The organism is Pseudomonas fluorescens, assembly GCF_018614775.1.
In the GTDB taxonomy this organism is placed as follows: domain Bacteria; phylum Pseudomonadota; class Gammaproteobacteria; order Pseudomonadales; family Pseudomonadaceae; genus Aquipseudomonas; species Aquipseudomonas fluorescens_BY.
On sequence record NZ_JAGGOF010000074.1, the window covers coordinates 174 to 15,825 of the forward strand.

Below are 15,652 nucleotides of genomic sequence, written 5' to 3' on the forward strand. Positions count from 1 at the left end.
TGCTCGCGATGGCGGCGTGTCGGGCGACGTTGATGCTGCAGTGCCAGTGTTCCCACAGGGGAAGGCGGTGGGGGCGATTACACCCGAAACGCCTGCACTGCCGTGTGCAGCCTACCGCCCAGTACCAGCAGGTTGTCGCCTTGTTCTCGACCCTGGCCGATGCGCAGCAGGTTGTCGCCGCCCAGTTGGTGGATCCGCTCGCTGTGGTCGCGGATTTCGCTGACGGCGCCGCTCTGTTGGGCGGTGATGTCGGCGATGCGTACGGCGGTGTCGGCGATGGTCTGGATGGCGCCGACGATTTTATCCAGCGCGCCGTCGGCCGCTTGGGCCTGGTTGGCGGTGGCTTCGGCGTGTTCGACCTGGGCGCGCATGCCGTCCACCGACTGGCGCGCGGCCAGTTGCAGGCGAGCGATCAGGGCCTGGATTTCGGCGGTGGCGCCGGCCGTGCGTTGGGCCAGGGAGCGGACTTCCTCGGCCACGACCGCGAAGCCGCGGCCCATTTCCCCGGCGCGGGCCGCCTCGATGGCAGCGTTGAGGGCCAGCAGGTTGGTCTGGTCGGCGATCGAGCGAATGACCGTCAGCACGCCGCCGATGGTGGCCGACTCCTCGGCCAGTTGCTCGATCATCTGCGCGTTGCCTTGCACTTCGCCTACCAGGGCGTGCAATCCAGTGAGGCTCAAACCGATGACCTTCTGTCCTTGCTCCACGGCATGCCCGGCGCTGCGGCTGGCGTCGGCGGCCTGGCTGGCATCGCCGGCAACCTGCTGGATGGTCGCCTCCAGTTCGCTGAGGGAGTCACGGATCAGTGCCGTGTCGCCGGCCTGGTCCTCGGCGCCGCTGTGCAGCTCGCCGCTCAGTTCAGCCAGGGTCCGGCTGCTGCCGGCCACTTGCTCGGCGTTCACGCGAATGGTGCCCACCAGGTCCACCAGGTACGCACGCAGGCGATTGAGTGACGCTTCGATGTCTTTCAACTCGCGGTTGCTGGGGCCCATCTGTATGCCGCGGCTGAAATCGCCCTCGGCCCAGGTCGACAAGGCCGGCGCCAGGTGGGTCAGGGTCCGGGCCAGACGGCGTTGCAAGGTGTCGATGAGCAGTGCGATCAGCAGGATCAGGCCGATCATCAGCCCCTGGATCAACCGCACCTCGCCCTGGATCCGCCCGTGCTGGGCCCGCACCGCAGGCTCCATGGCATCGATCGCCTGTTGCACGTCAGCGGTCTTCAGGTGCGTGGCGTTGCTCAACTCGGTGCGTTTCTGGATCTGCTCACGGGTGCGCGCCAGCTCCGCAGGGTAACGTCCAAGCAGGCTGTTGAGTTCGCGTTTGAGGGCGATGCCGGCATCTTCGGCGGCGGTTTTTTCCTGGGTCTCCAGGCCCATCAACGCGGCGAAGTCATCGCCGGCGGTTTCGCTGCTGGCCGTGACGCCGAGCAGTGGCAGGCCATCGAGTAGCACGGCTTGGGTGCGGATGCTGTCCAGTTCGCGCTCGACATCGGCGGCCATTTCACTGCGGCCGCTGCTGACCAGTTTGTCCCGTGTCAGCGACAGCCTGCCCAGGTGCTGCGACGCGGCCAACAACGGGGGCAGGTACGCCGGGGCGCCCTGGGCGTAATGCGCGAGTTGATCGAGGTTGGCGCTCAATTCACGTTCCGCTTGCAGCAGCAGGGCCTGGGGATCGCCTGCCAATTTACCAGCGGCCAATAGATCGGTCTTGCTGAAGCCGTCGAGGTTGGACAGGCTCGGGCGCAGGGTCTGGGCCAGCTGCGGCGGGAACTCATCGAGTTCCATTTGCAGGGTTTCCAGGGCCTGGGTCGCGGCGCTCAGGCGCAACGCATCGCCGCTGTTGAGGTACTCCTCGATGTTGCGCGCCACGTCCCCCTGGAATTGCCGCGACAGGCCCAGGTAGCGCTCCATCAACAAGTAGGGGCGCTCCAGGGCGATCTGCGACCACCAGAGCGTGGCGCCGAGGCCCAGGCACACGGCAACTAAAAGAAGGGTATTGAGGTTGGTCAGCAGCTTCAGGCGCATCGAGGGTCTACCAAGAGCAGAATCGTAAGCGCCTGAAGTTATTGCGTTTGAGTTACAGGTTCATGACCGAATCTGTGGATTCCGATGAAAAGGTGGCACTTTGCCTGGCGCTCTGCACCCGGTTGCGTCCGGCATGTTTGGCCCGGTACAACGCTTCGTCCGCCTGGCTCGCCATCATCAGGCTGTCGCAGTCATCTTTCATCTCCACCACGCCGGCGCTGAAGGTGCACCACAGGTCATGGGGCTGGGCCGGGTAATGAATTTCGGCAAAGCGCTGGCGGATTTCATCCAGCACCTTGCAGGCGTCGTCGATGTCGGTGTCCGGCATGACAATGGCGAACTCTTCACCGCCGTAGCGGCCGATGAAGTCGGTCTTGCGCAGGCGCTGCTTGAGAAACAGCGCCAGGCTCTTGATGACCCGGTCGCCCATGGGGTGGCCGTGGCTGTCGTTGACCCGCTTGAAATGGTCGATGTCGAGCATGGCGAAACTCAGCGGCTTGCCCTCGCGACGCGCGCGGAAGCTGCAGTCCTCGAGCAATTGCAGAATATGGGTGTGGTTGTACAGCCCGGTGAGGCTGTCGCGCACCATCCGCGCCTTGAGGTTGCGGGCCCGTGCCGCGCGGTTGCGCACGGTGGTGATCAGGTGCCGGGGCTTGATCGGCTTGGTCAGGAAGTCGTCGCCGCCCTCGCTCATGGCGTCGAGCTGCTTGTCCAGGTCATCTTCGGCGGACAGGTAGATGATCGGCACGCTGACGTAGCGGTCATTGTGGCGGATCACCTTGGCCAACTCCGTGCCGGTGCAGGCGGGCATGTACATGTCGAGGATGATCAGGTCGGGCTGGAAGTCCGCCAGTTCGGCCATGGCCTGGATCGGCTCGATCAACGTGCGGGTGACGATGCCGGCACTGTTGAGCAGGCGTTCGGTGTGCAGGGCCTGGGCGCGGGAATCGTCAATGATCAGCACTTTGTAGGGTTCGTACTGGGCGGCGCAGGTCAGCACTTCGATTTTTTCCAGCAGGCTCGAGGCTTCGAGGGTGCCGGTGAGAAATTCCTGACCGCCGGCGCGCACGGCCGCCAGCCGTGTTGGCGTATCGGTTTCCAGCAAGCTGAAGAACAACAGTGGCAACGGTTGCTCAAGGCCTTCCTGGGCTTCGGCGGCCAGTTTCAGGCCGGCGCCGGGGCCGCTGAAGTCCACGTCCATGACAATTGCCGCCGGCAGGCGCTCGGCCATCGTCGCCCGAAAGGCCGCGACACTGTCCAGGGCCTGGGCACTCAGGCCGAAGAACTCCAACTGTTTGGCCAGGCGCTCGGCTCGGTCGTGGTCCTGCAACAACACGTAGATGGGTTTGCGCAGCGGCGGCAGGAAGGTCTGTTCGAGCTGATCGCCGTGACGCAGGCCGGTGCGCGACAGGCGTTGCATCAGGCGGTTGATTTCGGTGATCAGGTGACTGCTCAGGCGTCCGCGATTGGCGTCCACCGCTTGCAGCGACTGGCTGATGCCGTGGGCCAGTTGGGAATGCTCGGGCTGTTCGAAACGCTCGGCAAAGCGCAGCAGGCGCAGATTGGCTTCGCTGAGCTCCGACAGGTCGGTGCTTGACCACTCGCTGCGTTGCAGGCGCTGCCAGATCTCCAGGATCTGTCGAGCCTGGTGAATTACCCGCTGGGCAAAGTGGTGCTTGAGGCGCTCGCGGCTGGGGTCTTCTGGCTCGGTCATATCCTGACTACTAGTTAGGCTGCATGCTGAGGTCGACTGGTGGCTCTATGCTAGCAGCTCTTTTCAATAGCATGAGTGACATACGTCAATAATCTGCCCGGGTGCGACATTCAGTTAATGACCGGTCGGTTTCATAGGCCGCCGGCGACGCTTCCTTTATAGTGGCTGTTCGACTGCCCTGCCACGATCGGCATGATGGGCGCCGCATTATTGCGTTTCAAATCAGGCACGATGGCGTAGGGTTGTGGTCGAACCGAGAACTCAAGTGATTGAAGGGACATCGCCATGCTGGACTGGAAAAACCGCGCGGGCAGCGCGCCTGAACGTGCCGCCGAACCGAAATCGGCCACCCGCAGCTACCTGGGTGGGCTGTTTTTCAGCCGAGCACTGGCCACGCTGATTGGCTTGTACCTGTTGGTGACCATCGCGGTCGGCTGGTATTGGAGCGAGGAGCCCGCGCTGTTCCCGGTGCAGCAGAATGCCCAGGCGGCAGCCGAGCGTGACGGTCGGCAAATGGTGGTGGGCTACACCACCGTTGAAACCCTCAAGACCGTGGCCGGTACCCTGCTGACCAAGCCGGGCGGCTACATTTCCAACGACCGTTTCCCGCCGGGCCTGTGGATGGACAACATGCCGAGCTGGGAATACGGCGTGCTGGTGCAGGTCCGCGATTTGAGCCGCGCCCTGCGCAAGGACTTCGCCCGGTCCCAATCGCAGTCCGCCGAGGACGCCGACCTGGCGAAGGCCGAGCCGCGCTTCAACTTTGATAACCGCAGCTGGGTGTTGCCTTCCAGCGAATCGGAATACCAGGAAGGGATCAACTCCCTGAGCCGTTACCAGGCGCGCCTGTCCGACCCGGCCCAGAAGAGCGCCTTGTTCTACGCTCGCGCCGACAACCTGAACAACTGGCTGGGGGATGTCGGCACTCGCCTCGGTTCGCTGTCCCAGCGCCTGTCGGCCAGCGTCGGCCGGGTCAAGCTCAATACCTCGCTGAAAACTGAAATCCTGGCCCCGGGCCAGGTGCCTCAGGTGGATGAAGAGGTGGTCGAGACCCCATGGATGCAAATCGATAACGTGTTCTACGAAGCGCGCGGCCAGGCATGGGCGCTGTCGCACCTGCTGCGCGCCATCGAAGTGGACTTTGCCGACGTACTGGCAAAAAAGAACGCCACGGTCAGCGTCCGGCAGATCATTCGTGAACTGGAGGCCTCCCAGGAGCCGGTCTGGAGCCCGATGATCCTCAACGGCAGCGGCTTCGGCGTATTGGCGAACCACTCGTTGGTGATGGCCAACTATATTTCCCGGGCAAATGCGGCAGTCATCGACTTGCGGCAATTGCTGAACCAGGGCTGATTGATGAGCGAAAGCCCCCAGGAGGCCGCTCACCGAGTGGCCTCGGATGCCGAGCTGATCGCGTGGGTCGATGAGCACGACAACCTGCTCGGTAGCCTGGTGCGTTCGGATTTGCGTGAGCGGGGCCTGATCGGACGCGGCACCTACATCATGCTGTTCAATTCGGCCGGTGAACTGTGCGTTCATCGGCGCACCTTGAGCAAGGCAATCTACCCGGGGTTCTGGGACGTGGCGGCGGGCGGCATGGTGCAGGCCGATGAAACCTACGCCGAGTCGGCCAGCCGTGAGCTGGCGGAAGAACTCGGCGTGAGTGGTGTCGAACTGATCGCCCATGACCATTTCTATTTCGAAGACACCGGCAGCCGCCTGTGGTGCTCGGCGTTCTCGGCGGTGTGGGACGGCCCACTGGTCCTGCAACCCGAAGAAGTCCTCGAAGCGCGTTTCCTGCCCATCGAACAGGTACTCGATGAAATCCAGCGCAAGCCTTACTGCCCGGACTCCCTGGCGGCGCTTGAGCGCTATTTGCGCGCCCATGGAGATGGCATCGCAAAGAAGCTGTAAATTGGCGCCGATTGGCCCTTAGCAAGTCGGCTTTTTGCCGTTACACTGCGCGACTTTTCAAGCTGAACCGCCGTCTGCGGTCCAGTAGCGCTGCCCCTGCCTGAGTGGGGCTTCGCGGTCGGGGTACGTCCCCTCGACCAGTCTTTGTCCTCCCGAGAGGATTGCCGGTGGCCAAAAAAGCCGCATCCTTCGCCGCCCTGGGCGGCCTGGTATTTTCCACCGACGCCGGTCGGCACTGCCCTGATTGCCGTCAACCGGTGGATGCCTGCATCTGCAAACAGACCGTCGTCCCTGCCGGTGACGGCATTGCCCGCGTGCGCCGCGAAAGCAAGGGCCGTGGCGGCAAGACGGTGACCACCATCACCGGCGTGCCGCTGGCCGAAGATGCGCTCAAGGCACTCGCCACCACGTTGAAGAAACGCTGTGGCACCGGTGGTGCATTGAAAGACGGCATCATCGAGATCCAGGGCGATCACCTCGAGCTGTTGCTGGCGGAACTGGCCAGGCACGGTTTCAAGGCAAAGCAATCCGGCGGCTAGCGGCCGCTGCCTGTTCTGAACGGGTTTCTAAACTCATCGCTGGCGACAGGGTCTACCCTGCTGACAGACAATTCGTCATTTTCACTCTCTAGACTGCCCCAGCCTCCGACCGGATGGTGCATTTTGACTTCTTTTATAGGGGACTTCGATGTCCGTAAGACGCACACGCAAAGACGATGGCAGCCAATGGACAGTCGCGGACAGCCGCAGTGTTTACGGGATTCGCCATTGGGGGGCCGGGTATTTCGCGATCAATGACGCCGGTCGCGTCGAAGTCCGTCCGAACGGTCCCGCCAGCTCGCCCATCGACCTGTTCGAGCAAGTCGATCAATTGCGCCAGAGTGGCCTGTCGCTGCCGTTGCTGGTGCGCTTCCCCGACATCCTGCAAGACCGCGTGCGCCAGCTCACCGGCGCGTTCGACAGCAACATCGCACGCCTGGAATACCAGAGCCAATACACCGCGCTTTACCCGATCAAGGTCAACCAGCAGGAAGCGGTGATCGAGAACATCATCGCCACCCAGAACGTTTCCATCGGCCTGGAAGCCGGCTCCAAGCCGGAATTGCTCGCCGTGCTGGCCCTGGCGCCGAAGGGCGGGACCATCGTCTGCAACGGCTACAAGGACCGCGAGTTCATCCGTCTGGCGCTGATGGGCCAGAAGCTGGGCCACAACGTGTTCATCGTCATCGAAAAAGAGTCGGAAGTCGGCCTGGTGATCGAAGAAGCCGCCGCGCTCAAGGTCAAGCCCCAGGTGGGCCTGCGGGTGCGCCTCTCGTCCCTGGCGTCGAGCAAGTGGGCCGATACCGGTGGTGAAAAATCCAAATTCGGCTTGTCCGCCGCACAGCTGCTGTCGGTGGTCGAGCGCTTCCGCGGCGCCGGCCTGGACCAGGGCATCCGCTTGCTGCACTTCCACATGGGCTCGCAGATCGCCAACCTGGCGGATTATCAGCACGGTTTCAAGGAAGCGATCCGTTACTACGGTGAGCTGCGCAACCTTGGCCTGCCGGTGGATCACATCGACGTCGGCGGTGGCCTGGGCGTGGACTACGACGGCACGCATTCGCGCAATGCCAGTTCGATCAACTACGACATGGACGATTACGCCGGTGTCGTGGTCGGCATGCTCAAGGAGTTCTGCGATGCCCAGGGTCTGCCGCATCCGCACATTTTCTCCGAGAGCGGTCGCTCGCTGACCGCCCACCACGCGATGCTGGTGGTGCAGGTGACCGACGTCGAGAAGCACAACGACGACGTGCCGGAAATCGACAACAAGCAGGAACTGCCGGAAACCGTGCAATGGCTGGTGGACCTGCTGGGCCCGACCGACATCGAGATGGTCACCGAGACCTACTGGCGCGCCACTCACTACATGAGCGACGTGGCCACGCAGTACGCCGACGGCAAGTTGACCCTGGCCGAAAAAGCCCTGGCCGAGCAGTGCTACTTCGCCGTGTGCCGGCGCCTGCACAACTCGCTGAAGGCCCGTCAGCGCTCCCATCGTCAAGTGCTGGATGAACTCAACGACAAGCTGGCCGACAAGTACATCTGCAACTTCTCGGTGTTCCAGAGCCTGCCGGACACCTGGGCCATCGGCCAGGTGCTGCCGATCCTGCCGTTGCATCGCCTCGATGAAGAGCCGCTGCGCCGTGCCGTGCTGCAAGACCTGACCTGTGACTCCGACGGCAAGATCAAGCAGTACGTCGACGAGCAGAGCATCGAGACCAGCCTGCCGGTGCATTCCCTCAACCCGGGCGAGGACTATCTGCTGGGCATCTTCCTGGTGGGCGCCTACCAGGAAATCCTCGGCGACATGCACAACCTGTTCGGTGACACCGACTCGGTGAACATCTACCAGAACGCCGATGGCAGCGTGTACCACGCCGGCATCGAAACCCACGACACCATCGAAGACATGCTGCGTTATGTGCACTTGTCGCCGGAAGAGTTGATGACCCACTACCGGGACAAATGCGCCAGCGCTCGTATCAGCGCTGCCGAGCGGACCCAGTTCCTCGATGCGCTGCGACTGGGGCTGACGCGTTCGTCGTATCTGTCTTCCTGATGAGCTGAGGCCCTCGGGGGCCATGGGTTGCTTGAGGCTGGCCTGATTGCTTACATGATCGCTCGCCCCGGGTTATCCATCATGCCCTCCGGTCTGTCAGAAAATACTCCGCAAGTTGCGGGTCTTTTCGGACAGTCCCGGAGGGCATTTTTATTTGTGCCCGGGGTTATTTCCACGCAGCGCTGTACATAACCGGCGCAGTCCTAAATTCGTGTAGTCCCTTTCCTAACTTGTACTTCGGCCCTCTACTCGGCCATGGCTCTCGGCGAGAATCCCCGCCCGTCCCTCCTGTAGAGAAACGCCGATGTCCGATCCTGCCTGCGAGTCAGCCTTTTTCCTGGAGATAGCCGGTCTGCCCGAACCCTTGGCCGTCGCGGCCTTCACAGGCAGCGAAGCCATCAGCGAACCCTTCGTCTATGAGGCACAGGTGTTGCTCCACGATACTTCCCTGGACTTGGCGGGCCTGCTGTACCGCAACGTCTGGTTGAGTTTTGGTGCCTCGGGCCGGGGCGTTCATGGGCAGTTGCATGAGCTGGTCGAGCAGCCCCATGGCACGGGTTGTCGGGTACGAATCGGGCCGAAGCTGGCCTGCCTGGCGCAGCGCTTCAGCCAACGGGTGTTTGGCGCGCGCTCTGTACCGCAGATCATCCGCCAGGTGCTGAAGGAGCACGGCATCAGCGGCCGCCACTTGTGCCTCGATTTGGGCGGCGATTATCCACCGCAGGATTTCTGTACCCAGTACCGGGAAACAGATCTGCACTTTCTCCAGCGCGTATGTGCCCAGGCCGGTATTCACTTTCATTTCGAACAGGCCAGGGACGGCCATTGCCTGGTGTTCGCCGACAACGCGGGCAGCTTTCCCCTTGCCGATGAAGCGGAGTATGGCGACCACCGGCCGTCGCCTGGCGTGCGAGCGTTCAGCGTGCAAACCAATGCGTCAGGCGCGCGAGTGGCCGAGGGCCGCAGCGACCTGATGAACCTGCACGCGGGTCGGGTACTGGCGCTGAGTGCGCATCCTCTGGAAAGTTGGAACCGGCGCTGGCTGTTGACGTGCATCGAGCGCCACGGACAGGCGGGGGTGTATGGCAACCGGTTCAAGGCCATTCCCCTGGGCGCTCCCTTCGCGACGGCCAATGTCCCGGCAAAACCGCGCATGGCGAGCCGGCAAAGGGGTTGGGTCGTGGCGGTGGACGAGCCAGCAGCCCAGGACGCGGGGCGCGTGGCGGTGCAGTTCGATTGGGTCTATCAGGGCGAGGGGGCCAGCCCCAGCCATTGCTGGCTGCCCTTGGCGCCCGAACTGCTGGCGGGTGCAGCGGCCCTGGACGAGGGCACCGAAGTGCTGGTGAGTTTTATCGAAGGCGACCCGGATCGGCCGTTGATCAGCGCCTTTCTCGATGTGCCCGCATCGTTGGACTTGCCGGAGGCCCCGGCAGCAAGCCCCGCCTTACCTGAGCGTCGCTGCCCGGCCGATCCGGACCCGGTGCTGTTGTCCGCGATCCGCAATGCCGAGCCGCTGGTCTTGTTGTGCCTGTTACCCGGCGGCGGGAGCTTCAGCCATTGCGCCGAGCCGTTGTGTACGTGCCGGTTGCTCATGCAACCGGGCGCGGGCGTTGCTCCGTGAGCGCTGCCGATCTGCCTGGGGCCGGGCCTCATTGGCTGCTGCTCGACGCTCCGGGGGCGCCGGGTGTGGCGCAGCGGCTGCAGGAGCAGTTCGCCCAAGCCCGGCCTTTTGTCCTGTTCGAAGACACCGAGTTTCGCGGGCTGCGGGCGCACAGTCCATTGTTGCTGGACCTGCGGCAGTCGGGCGCGCTGGTCAGCCTCTGTCATCTGGATCCGCGCTCCTGGCCGGGGTTGTTATTGATCAGTGCTTCGCCTGTCGGGCAACTGCTGGCGCATCTGCGTCGCATGCTGACGGTCACGGTAGGCCTGCACCACAAGGCCTTGTTGAACTACTACAACCCGCACACCGCCAGTTATTTTTTCGACGGTTGCGACCCGCAAGCGCTCAGTTGCTGGCTGGGGCCGATCAGCCTGGTGCGTTGGTTCGGCGGCACCTGGGCCGACCGGGGGATCGGCAGCCAGGGCTGGCAGCAGCTGTCCAACCCGGGCTTGCCGGGGGCGGCGCTGGAGAACGAGCACAGCCTCAGCGACCGGCAGCAGCGCCAATTGCAACAGTGCCTGCTGGAGCGTCACGCCTGGCGCTGGTCACGCTCCGTCGGGCGCGATTACCGTCTGCTCTGGAGGGACTTGCAGCAGGGGGTGGCGTTGGGCTTTACCGAGCAACCGGTGCTCGATGACTGGCTGTGGCTGCGCCTGCAATACCCTGATGCCGGGCCGGTGCCGGACAGGGAAGGCCGGTCGCAACGCGAGTACTTCGATCACCTGCGCCGATTGTGGCAGGACAATTAGGCGGGATTACCAAGCCAGCGATCGCGCCGCTGCAAGTGCCAGGCGATCGCCCCGAGGGTCAGGCTGCGCAAGGCCATGAACAGCAGGAAGGTAATCCATAGCCCGTGGTTGCCCAGTCCGCGCAGCGCCCAGGCGATGGGCAATACCAGCAGCAGGGTCAGCAGCATGCCGTTGCGCATCTCACGGGCGCGGGTGGCACCGATGAACAGCCCGTCGAGCAGGTAGCTCCACACCGCGATCAGCGGCAGGGCCGCCAGGTACGGCAGGTACTGGTAGGCGGTGTCGCGCACGTCGGGGATGTCGGTCTGCATCGCGATGAACAGGTGGCCGGCGAGCAGAAACAGCAGCGCAAAACCGACGCTCGCAATCAGTGACCAGCCGCAGGCCACCACCAGCGAGCGACGCAGGGCCAGGCGGTCGTGGGCGCCGATGGCGTGACCGCACAAGGCTTCGACCGCATGGGCCAGGCCGTCCAGGGCATGGGCGGTCAGCAGCAGCCCGTTGAGCAGCAGGGCATTGGCCGCCACGGTCGCATCCCCCAGCCGCGCACCCTGCACCGTGATCAGGAAGAACACTGCTTGCAGCGCCAGGCTGCGAATGAAAATGTCCCGGTTCACCGCCAGCAGCGGGCGCCAGTTCTGCCACAGCGCCAGGGCCGCCCAGGCCATCTGACCCGGCCAGGCGCGCAGGGTTTTGTGCGCCAGGGCCAGGCCGACCAGGGCACCGGTCCACTCGGCAATCACCGACGCCCGCGCCGAACCGGCCACGCCCCAGTCCAGCCCCATCACGAACCACAGGTTGAGGGCGATGTTCACCAGGTTGGTCACCAGCAAGATAGCCAACGGCGCCCGGGCGTTCTGGGCGCCAAGAAACCAACCCACCAGCGCATAACTGGCCAGCGCCGCCGGCAAGCCGAAGAGACGCGTGTGAAAGAAATCCCGGGTCAATTGATCGAGTTCCGCCGACGGCTGCATGAAGTGCAACGCCACGCCACTCAGCGGCCCGCCGACGGCGCCGAGCACCACCGCCAACCCCATCGCCAGCAACAGGCCTTGCATCAGCACTTGCCGCAACGCCGCGCCATCACCGCGCCCGGCGGCCTGGGCGGCGAAGCCGGTGGAGCCCATGCGCAAGAAGCCCATGGCCCACGCCAGCACCGTATACAAACTCGCCCCGACTGCCACCGCGCCCAGTTGATGGGCATGGGGCAGATGGCCGATGACCGTACTGTCTACCAACGCTACCAGCGGCGCGGAAATGTTCGAAAGAATCATCGGCGCAGCCAGCGCCCAGACCCGGCGATGGGTAAGGCGGTCGCGCCAGTCAGTGATCAGGTTGGACATGCGGGCTCCTTGATGGAGCGCGATTGTAGCGAGTTCTTGCGAGGCTCGGTCCCATGGGCGTGGGACCGGGCAGTTATCCCGGTCCACTGAAACCCTGTGGCGAGGGGATAAATTCCCTCGCCACAAAGGTCATGCGCTGCTGCTAGCGCGGGTCGACGTTATCCAGCGCCCGGTTCACCAGCAGGCCGCTCAGTTCGATCAGCTGCTGGATACCCATGGCCACATGCCGCCTGGAACCGTCCAGGTCAAACGCCAGGTCGCTGACCATGGCATTGGCCGAAGCCAGGGTTTCGCTGAGGTTGGCGAGCAGGGCTTCGGTGTCGCTGCCATTGACGACGGTGAAGAGTTGACCCGGTTGGATTTCAGGCTCGGTGGGTTTGGGTTTGAGGTAGAAGTCGAGGGCGCGGTCGGCGGCTTTGTCGAAGGCGCTTGAGTTCGGATCGGTTTCCGGTGGGTTGGGGGTTACTTTGAACATGGTGAAACTCCGTGATGGATTGAGCCGCCACGACCTATCGCTAAACAAGTAAAGGTGGCGGCTGTACGCAGGTTAGCGATCCGGGTCACAGAAACCCCGGGTAGACCCGAAGGTCTCCCACGCACAGCCACCATTACGCAATCGCAGAAGTAGAAGGACTGCAATCGAGACTGAGCATTGTTGCGTCTGTGTATGGAGCCGGATCGCTAAACCCGATCGCTGATTGGCAGCGACCCGACAACGATAGAGCCCCACCCCAAGGCGCACAAGCCGGCGGATTCTGGCGTAGTTGTAGGCAACGGCGCAAGGCGGTGTAGCCTGTGCCTACGGCTGGACGAGGGGAATAAACAAAAGGCTCCCTCGCCACAGGGGGGGCGGCATCGTCCTTGTGCCGCGCGATCAATCCAGACCTAGTGAATGATCCAACTCAACAGCCACAACCCCAACACCAGCCAGATGATCCCCATGACAATCGACGCTCGCATGAAGGCGCGTATCGCGGAGTACAGCATCAGTAACCCGAGGATCAGCGCGATGATGCTGATGATCGAGGTATCCATGCCCAAGGTGCGGGCCAGGCCGTCGACGAAGTTGCCGCCGGCGTTGGCCAGGGTGTTGAACAGGCCGCTGAGCAGGTCGACGATGAAACGGATCACCGAACCGAGCGCCTGGCCGAGCCATTCGAAAAAGCTTTCTACCTGCATGTGTGCATCCTGATGAGGGGGATCTGGGTTAACGGGTTCTGATTGTAGGAGCTGTCAGCGTGCCGATGGTTCGATTATGAGGCAAATCGCCACGCATACCGAGAGACTTGCCTTCCAAGGTCATCCCCCCGAAGCTATGCGCATTCAGGAGAGCCCGATGAACCTTGTTGAACTGACCGAACGCTTGCACGCCATTCGTGATCGTAACGATTGGCGGCCATTCCACAGTCCGAAAAACCTCGCCATGGCCGCCAGCGTGGAAATGGCCGAGCTGGTGGAGATTTTCCAGTGGCTGACCGAGGACCAGTCGCGCCAATTGCCGGCAGACAAATTGGCCCATGCGGGGCAGGAAGTCGGTGACATCGTGTTGTACCTGTTGCTGTTGTGCAGCGAGTTGGGCCTGGACATGGACGCCGTGGTGCGCAGCAAACTGGCCGACAGCGAACGGCGGTTCGGCCAATGAGCGACCGTCATTTCGATCAGCTTGCCACGCGTTTTGCAGAGAAAATCTACGGCGGGGCCAAGGGTGCGATCCGCCTGGCGGTGCTTCAGGCCGATCTGCTGGAAAGCTTGCCTGATCGCCCCTTGCGCGTGCTGGACATCGGCGCCGGCCTGGGCCATATGTCGCTGTGGCTGGCCGAGCGCGGCCACCAGGTGACCCTGGCCGAACCGGCCGAGCCCATGCTAGCCGGTGCCCGCCAGCGGTTTGCCGAGGCGGAGCAGGGTGCAACCTTTATCCAGGCGCCTTGGCAGGACCTGCTCGGTCAGCTCACCGAGCCTTACGACCTGGTGCTGTGCCACGCGGTGCTCGAATGGCTGGCCGAGCCCCACGCGATCCTGCCGGTCCTGCATCAACTGACGGTGCCCGGTGGCTGGCTGTCCCTGGCGTTCTACAACCGTGACGCGCTGGTGTATCGCAACCTGCTCAAGGGGCATTTCCGCAAGTTGCGCAAAAATGACATGGCCGGTGAAAAACAAAGCCTGACGCCGCAGCAACCCCTTGATCCGCGGGAATTGGCGGCGCAACTTGAAGACGTGTGGCAGGTCGAAAAACAGAGTGGCGTGCGGGTTTTCCATGACTACATGCCGGTGGAGTTCCAGGGCCGCGTGGAGCTTGCGCAGTTGCTGGAGATGGAACTGGCCCACCGTCGCCATCCCGCGTTTGCCGGGTTGGGACGTTATTTGCACTGGATCTGTCGGCCGGTGTGAACGGAGATCGAAATGAAAGGTCGTTCAGGGGTATTGGTGCTGTGCCTGGGCCTGGCGGCGTGCCAGGGCAGCAACCCGTATGTCGCCACGTCCAACCCGTTGCCGCCGGCACCGCCCGAAGCCGCCCAGGTATTCGATCGCAGCGCCTACCCCGCAGCGCCCCGTGACTACGGGCGCTATCGCAGTTGGGCCTGGCTCAACGGGCGGATGCCGGCGGGCACCGCCTGGGCGGATTCGGCCCAGGTGGCAGAGGCGGTGAGCAACGCCCTGGACCAGCGTGGCCTGCGCCCGTTGCATGACAATCGCCCGGCCGACCTGTTCGTCAGTGCCGACCTGCGCCTGGAGACCCGATTGCGCCAGGTGCGGGACGACTACGATAGCGGCTACTACGGCGGCTACAACCGCTACGGCCCGGGTTACGGCCCCGGTTATGGCATGTATCACACGGTGCCGGTGGTGCGCACGTATCAGGAGCAGGTGGTGGTGGTCCGGGTCGATCTGTTCGATGCGCGCAATGGTCAGCCGGTCTGGAGCGCCAGCGCCGAGACCAGCCAGCGCGGCAGCCAAAGTGCACGCACGGACGCCATTCGCGAGGCGGTGGAAAAAGCCCTGTCGGCTTATCCGCCCAGTTGATCACGCCACGGAGAAAAGCCATGTTTCGCCGCTTTGTCTTACTGTCCTTTGCTCTCCTGCTTGGCGCTTGTGCCAATAACCAGGTCAATCATGATTTCGACACCCGCCGCGATTTTGCGGCGTATCGCAGTTGGAGCTGGAAAGACCCGGCACTGCAATATCGCCCCGATGACCCGCGCATCAAGAGTGACCTGACCGAACAGCGCATCCGCCAGGCCGTCGCCGATCAACTCGACCAGCGCGGCCTGCGCCCGGCCCCGTCTGGCGGCCATGGTGATGTGCTGGTCCAGGCCTACCTGATCGTCGAGGATCGCCAGCAACAGGTGACCACCAATTATGGCGGCGGTTGGGGCAGCCCCTGGAACGGCTATTGGGGCGGGCCGATGTACAACGAAACCCGCAACATCAGCTACAAGGTCGCCACCGTGCAGATCGATTTGCTCGATGGCAAGGACGGCAAGCTGGTGTGGTGGGGCAGTGATGAGCAGATGCTGAGCGACTCACCGAACCCGGCTGACCGTAACACTGCGGTACGCGAGACGGTGGGGCGGATCCTCTCGACTTATCCACCGCGATAGCCAGAGCCCGGTAGAGCTGTGGGAGCAAAGCTGAACTGGCCTAATGAT

Annotated in this window: 15 protein-coding genes; 10 read left to right on the forward strand and 5 right to left on the reverse strand. The window is 63.4% G+C overall.

The features are described 5' to 3' along the window. Window positions 1-77 precede the first annotated feature (77 nt). Window positions 78-2,024: a methyl-accepting chemotaxis protein gene (locus J7E36_RS19000; RefSeq protein WP_215006210.1), complete on the reverse strand. Its 1,947-nt coding sequence runs from the start codon at window positions 2,022-2,024 to the stop codon at window positions 78-80. Window positions 2,025-2,076: 52 nt separating this feature from the next. After that, window positions 2,077-3,738 carry a GGDEF domain-containing response regulator gene (locus J7E36_RS19005; RefSeq protein WP_215006214.1) on the reverse strand — a complete coding sequence of 554 codons (1,662 nt, stop codon included), beginning with the start codon at window positions 3,736-3,738 and terminating at the stop codon, window positions 2,077-2,079. Between the two features lie 285 nt (window positions 3,739-4,023). On the opposite strand from J7E36_RS19005, the gene J7E36_RS19010 reads away from it, so the two are divergent. The 6 genes from J7E36_RS19010 to J7E36_RS19035 all read left to right on the forward strand — a co-directional run bounded on the left by J7E36_RS19010 (window position 4,024) and on the right by J7E36_RS19035 (window position 10,662). Further along, on the forward strand, window positions 4,024-5,091 hold the full coding sequence (locus J7E36_RS19010; protein ID WP_215006217.1) for a DUF2333 family protein: 1,068 nt from the start codon (window positions 4,024-4,026) through the stop codon (window positions 5,089-5,091). 3 nt (window positions 5,092-5,094) lie between these two features. After that, window positions 5,095-5,652 carry an NUDIX hydrolase gene (locus J7E36_RS19015; RefSeq protein WP_215006220.1) on the forward strand — a complete coding sequence of 186 codons (558 nt, stop codon included), beginning with the start codon at window positions 5,095-5,097 and terminating at the stop codon, window positions 5,650-5,652. Between the two features lie 167 nt (window positions 5,653-5,819). Further along, window positions 5,820-6,191: a translation initiation factor Sui1 gene (locus J7E36_RS19020; protein WP_215006223.1), complete on the forward strand. Its 372-nt coding sequence runs from the start codon at window positions 5,820-5,822 to the stop codon at window positions 6,189-6,191. Window positions 6,192-6,339: 148 nt separating this feature from the next. Further along, the gene (gene speA, locus J7E36_RS19025) at window positions 6,340-8,253 is read left to right on the forward strand and encodes an arginine decarboxylase (RefSeq protein WP_215006226.1); all 1,914 of its coding nucleotides are present in this window, start codon (window positions 6,340-6,342) and stop codon (window positions 8,251-8,253) included. A gap of 304 nt (window positions 8,254-8,557) precedes the next feature. Further along, on the forward strand, window positions 8,558-9,874 hold the full coding sequence (locus tag J7E36_RS19030; RefSeq protein ID WP_215006229.1) for a type VI secretion system Vgr family protein: 1,317 nt from the start codon (window positions 8,558-8,560) through the stop codon (window positions 9,872-9,874). Beyond that, window positions 9,871-10,662, forward strand: coding sequence for a DUF4123 domain-containing protein (locus J7E36_RS19035; RefSeq protein WP_215006232.1), 792 nt, complete (start codon window positions 9,871-9,873; stop codon window positions 10,660-10,662). The genes J7E36_RS19030 and J7E36_RS19035 overlap by 4 nt, the downstream gene beginning before the upstream one ends. On the opposite strand, the gene J7E36_RS19040 is transcribed toward J7E36_RS19035, so the two are convergent. From J7E36_RS19040 to J7E36_RS19050, 3 genes are all read right to left on the reverse strand, one after another. Then, window positions 10,659-12,005, reverse strand: a complete 1,347-nt coding sequence (locus tag J7E36_RS19040; protein WP_215006235.1) for an MATE family efflux transporter — start codon at window positions 12,003-12,005, stop codon at window positions 10,659-10,661. The two genes, J7E36_RS19035 and J7E36_RS19040, sit on opposite strands and share 4 nt — an antisense overlap. A gap of 142 nt (window positions 12,006-12,147) precedes the next feature. After that, on the reverse strand, window positions 12,148-12,480 hold the full coding sequence (locus tag J7E36_RS19045) for a DUF6124 family protein (protein WP_215006238.1): 333 nt from the start codon (window positions 12,478-12,480) through the stop codon (window positions 12,148-12,150). Between the two features lie 410 nt (window positions 12,481-12,890). Beyond that, window positions 12,891-13,184 carry a hypothetical protein gene (locus J7E36_RS19050; protein ID WP_215006241.1) on the reverse strand — a complete coding sequence of 98 codons (294 nt, stop codon included), beginning with the start codon at window positions 13,182-13,184 and terminating at the stop codon, window positions 12,891-12,893. Window positions 13,185-13,341: 157 nt separating this feature from the next. On the opposite strand from J7E36_RS19050, the gene J7E36_RS19055 reads away from it, so the two are divergent. The 4 genes from J7E36_RS19055 to J7E36_RS19070 are packed head-to-tail and all read left to right on the forward strand — an operon-like array spanning window position 13,342 to window position 15,604. Continuing rightward, window positions 13,342-13,647, forward strand: coding sequence for a MazG-like family protein (locus J7E36_RS19055; protein WP_024780720.1), 306 nt, complete (start codon window positions 13,342-13,344; stop codon window positions 13,645-13,647). After that, window positions 13,644-14,393 (forward strand): methyltransferase domain-containing protein, encoded by a 750-nt coding sequence (locus tag J7E36_RS19060; protein WP_215006244.1) that lies wholly within the window; start codon window positions 13,644-13,646, stop codon window positions 14,391-14,393. The genes J7E36_RS19055 and J7E36_RS19060 overlap by 4 nt, the downstream gene beginning before the upstream one ends. A 12-nt stretch (window positions 14,394-14,405) precedes the next feature. Then, window positions 14,406-15,026: a DUF4136 domain-containing protein gene (locus J7E36_RS19065; protein WP_215006247.1), complete on the forward strand. Its 621-nt coding sequence runs from the start codon at window positions 14,406-14,408 to the stop codon at window positions 15,024-15,026. 20 nt (window positions 15,027-15,046) lie between these two features. Beyond that, window positions 15,047-15,604 carry a DUF4136 domain-containing protein gene (locus tag J7E36_RS19070; protein ID WP_215006251.1) on the forward strand — a complete coding sequence of 186 codons (558 nt, stop codon included), beginning with the start codon at window positions 15,047-15,049 and terminating at the stop codon, window positions 15,602-15,604. Window positions 15,605-15,652: the final 48 nt, after the last annotated feature.

Bases quoted from the DNA above. Each gene is read 5' to 3' on its own strand.
- J7E36_RS19005 (WP_215006214.1), bottom strand. From the start codon at position 3,738: ATGACCGAGCCAGAAGACCCCAGCCGCGAGCGCCTCAAGCACCACTTT.
- J7E36_RS19060 (WP_215006244.1), top strand. From the start codon at position 13,644: ATGAGCGACCGTCATTTCGATCAGCTTGCCACGCGTTTTGCAGAGAAA.
- J7E36_RS19045 (WP_215006238.1), bottom strand. From the start codon at position 12,480: ATGTTCAAAGTAACCCCCAACCCACCGGAAACCGATCCGAACTCAAGC.
- J7E36_RS19070 (WP_215006251.1), top strand. From the start codon at position 15,047: ATGTTTCGCCGCTTTGTCTTACTGTCCTTTGCTCTCCTGCTTGGCGCT.
- J7E36_RS19030 (WP_215006229.1), top strand. From the start codon at position 8,558: ATGTCCGATCCTGCCTGCGAGTCAGCCTTTTTCCTGGAGATAGCCGGT.
- J7E36_RS19010 (WP_215006217.1), top strand. From the start codon at position 4,024: ATGCTGGACTGGAAAAACCGCGCGGGCAGCGCGCCTGAACGTGCCGCC.
- speA (WP_215006226.1), top strand. From the start codon at position 6,340: ATGTCCGTAAGACGCACACGCAAAGACGATGGCAGCCAATGGACAGTC.
- J7E36_RS19065 (WP_215006247.1), top strand. From the start codon at position 14,406: ATGAAAGGTCGTTCAGGGGTATTGGTGCTGTGCCTGGGCCTGGCGGCG.
- J7E36_RS19055 (WP_024780720.1), top strand. From the start codon at position 13,342: ATGAACCTTGTTGAACTGACCGAACGCTTGCACGCCATTCGTGATCGT.
- J7E36_RS19040 (WP_215006235.1), bottom strand. From the start codon at position 12,005: ATGTCCAACCTGATCACTGACTGGCGCGACCGCCTTACCCATCGCCGG.
- J7E36_RS19000 (WP_215006210.1), bottom strand. From the start codon at position 2,024: ATGCGCCTGAAGCTGCTGACCAACCTCAATACCCTTCTTTTAGTTGCC.
- J7E36_RS19015 (WP_215006220.1), top strand. From the start codon at position 5,095: ATGAGCGAAAGCCCCCAGGAGGCCGCTCACCGAGTGGCCTCGGATGCC.
- J7E36_RS19050 (WP_215006241.1), bottom strand. From the start codon at position 13,184: ATGCAGGTAGAAAGCTTTTTCGAATGGCTCGGCCAGGCGCTCGGTTCG.